Source organism: Streptomyces sp. N35 (assembly GCF_016464295.1).
GTDB lineage: Bacteria > Actinomycetota > Actinomycetes > Streptomycetales > Streptomycetaceae > Streptomyces.
This window is the reverse complement of record NZ_JAEIMH010000027.1, coordinates 99,603-102,581: the sequence shown is the minus strand read 5'-3', so window position 1 is coordinate 102,581 and position 2,979 is coordinate 99,603. Positions and strand designations below refer to the sequence as shown.

3 protein-coding genes are annotated in these 2,979 nt (G+C 72.8%); all 3 read left to right on the top strand.

Features of this window, described 5'->3' with window-relative positions:
• The coding region (locus JAO81_RS17295) for an ATP-binding cassette domain-containing protein (RefSeq protein WP_233415490.1) at positions 1–1,051 on the top strand (1,051 nt) is incomplete at its 5' end.
• 85 nt (positions 1,052–1,136) lie between these two features.
• Positions 1,137–2,084, top strand: coding sequence for an ECF transporter S component (locus JAO81_RS17290; protein WP_199548748.1), 948 nt, complete (start codon positions 1,137–1,139; stop codon positions 2,082–2,084).
• 347 nt (positions 2,085–2,431) lie between these two features.
• Positions 2,432–2,872, top strand: a complete 441-nt coding sequence (locus JAO81_RS17285) for a transglycosylase SLT domain-containing protein (protein WP_199548747.1) — start codon at positions 2,432–2,434, stop codon at positions 2,870–2,872.
• Positions 2,873–2,979: the final 107 nt, after the last annotated feature.

Below are 2,979 nucleotides of genomic sequence, written 5' to 3'. Positions count from 1 at the left end.
GGAGGAGCAGGCGCCGTGGGCTGAGGGCTCCGCGCCGACGGCCGAGGAGCAGGCGCCAGCGGCTGAGGGCTTCGCATCGGCGGCCGAGGAGCAGGCGCCGTCGGCTGAGGGCTTCGCATCGGCGGCCGAGGAGCAGGCGTTGTCAGTGGGCGCCGATAGGCTCGAAGGGGCTCGGCCCCCGGGAGGGCGGGGACTGTCCAGCACCCGAGCCGCAGACACCCCTCGCCGCCGCTTCTCCCTCCGCCGCCGCAAGCCCGCGCCCGCTCCGGGCGGGGCCGCGCCGCTCACCGACCGCACCGCCGCCGCCACCTCCCTCGGCGTGCACCGCGGGCGGATCGAGGCCCTGCGCCGCGTGGACCTCACCGTCTCCCCTGGCGAGACCATCGCGCTGATGGGTCGCAACGGGGCCGGGAAGTCCACGCTCCTGTCCGCCTTCGTCGGACTCGTCGAGCCGTCGTCCGGCAGTGTGCGGGTCGCCGGGGCCGTCCCGCACAGGACCGCCCCGCGGGAGCTGATCCGGCGCGTGGGCCTCGTACCGCAGGAGCCGCGCGATCTTCTGTACGCCGACACCGTGGCCGGTGAGTGCGCGGCCGCCGACGCGGACGCGGCCGCCGCGGCCGGGAGCTGCCGTGCGCTGGTCGAGAAGCTCCTGCCGGGCATCCCTGACGACACCCACCCCCGCGACCTGTCCGAGGGACAGCGCCTCGCGCTCGCGCTGGCCGTCGTGCTGACCGCCCGGCCCCCGCTCCTGCTTCTCGACGAGCCGACGCGCGGTCTGGACTACGCGGCGAAGGCCCGGCTCGTGACCGTACTGAGAGGACTGGCCGCCGACGGGCACGCGATCGTGCTCGCCACCCATGACGTGGAACTCGCCGCCGAACTGGCCCACCGCGTGGTGATCCTCGCCGAGGGCGAGGTGGTCGCGGACGGGCCGACCGAGGAGGTCGTGATGTCCTCGCCGGCGTTCGCCCCGCAGGTCGGCAAGATCCTCGCGCCGCTGCCGTGGCTCACGGTCGGCCAGGTGCGCACAGCGATCGGGGAGGGCGCGTGACCGGGCAGGTACCCACGGCCACCCGCGGCCAGGGACGCACGGCCATCGGAGGGCGCGTGACCGGCCAGGGACGCACGACTGTCCGATGGCACGTGACCGGCCAGGTACCCACGGCCACCCACGGCCAGGGACGCACGGCCATCCGAGGGCACGTGACCAGCCAGGGACGCACGGCCATCGGGGAGGGCACGTGACCGCGCAGGTGCGGGCCGTGCGCCTCGGGCCGAAGTCGGTCGCGGCGCTGCTGCTCGTCAGCGTGACAGGGTTCTTCGCCTTCAGCTGGCCCCTGCTCGCCGACCCGCAGTCGGGTGTCTCGCACGCCAAGGACGCCCCCTGGCTGTTCGCCGCCCTGCTCCCCCTTCTGCTCGGGGTCGTGCTCGCGACCATCTCGGAGAGCGGGATCGGCGCCAAGGCCATCGCCATGGTCGGTGTGCTCGCCGCGGTGGGCGCCGCGCTGCGGCCGCTCGGTGCGGGGACGGCCGGTCTGGAGCCGACCTTCTTCCTGATGATCGTGGCCGGCCGGGTGCTCGGGCCGGGCTTCGGCTACGTCCTCGGATCCGTGACCCTCTTCGCGTCCGCGCTTCTGACCGGCGGGGTCGGGCCCTGGATGCCGTTCCAGATGATGACCATGGGCTGGGTCGCCATGGGTGCGGGCCTGCTGCCGGGCGCGGACCGGCTGCGGGGGCGGGCCGAGATGGGAATGCTCGCGCTGTACGGGGCGGTCGCCTCCTTCGCGTACGGCTTCGTGATGAACCTGTACGGCTGGCCGATCGTCGGGGGCCTCGGTTCGGGGATCTCCTTCGTTCCGGGTGACCCGCTGCACGAGAACCTCGCCCGCTACCTCGCCTACTGCCTCGCCACCTCCATGGGCTGGGACCTGGGCCGGGCCGCGATCACGGTGGTCCTGACGCTGACGCTCGGGCCGACGATCCTCAAGGCACTGCGGCGGGCGACACGCAAAGCGGCCTTCGAGGTGCCGGTCACGTTCGGCCAAGGCGGCGAAACCGATACAAAAACCCCCGAAAAACCGTAACGACTCCTAGCCCTACGTAACAGTAGGGGTCCTTCCCAGGTGACCCCGCCCACAGGACCAAGGTCCTTTACGAGCCGGGATAGTAGGCCTCAGAGCCTCTTCCCCTAGGGGTCTCACAGGGTGTCTGACCTGCGATTACAAGGGGTTCGGCGAGATTGGGGCCGTTACGCCCCTGGTGCGAGGGCCACTAGTAAGAGGGGTCATTGCGGCGACGTAACAGCCCTGCTTCTCTGGAGGAGTCGCAGGGCACGGCGGCCCCCACGGCCCCGCCCCGGCAAACCCCTCCGCACTGTCCCCGCGGTACCGGCTTGCCTGCGACTGCCCTGTTCCCGACCGGAAGGTTCTCCGTGTCTCTCGCCAGCATCCGCCGTATCGCTTCCCCGAAGAAGGCCGTCGCACCCCCCGTGGGGGGCGCCCCCCCCCCGGGTCTGCTCTTCATGGCGGCCCCCGCCCAGCCCGCGCCCGTGCAGGCGGCCCCGCCCGCCGCCCCGGCCGCCGCGGGCTCGGCTCAGGCGATCGCCCGGCAGATGATCCCGGACCCGGCGCAGTACAACGCGTTCAGCCAGATCGTCTCCCGTGAGAGCGGCTGGAACCACACCGCGTCGAACGCGTCCTCCGGCGCGTACGGCCTGGTCCAGGCGCTTCCGGGCTCGAAGATGGCGTCCGCGGGCGCCGACTGGCAGACCAACCCGGCCACCCAGATCAAGTGGGGCCTCGACTACATGAACTCCCGCTACGGCTCCCCGGTCGGCGCGTGGAACTTCTGGCAGCAGCACCACTGGTACTGAGCCGGACCCTGAATGACCGACGCAAGCGGGCGCCCCTCCTCGTGGGGGGCGGCCGCTTCGCCGTTGTCCGGGCCGGCACCCTCCGTCGTCGGCCCGGCCGGCCACCT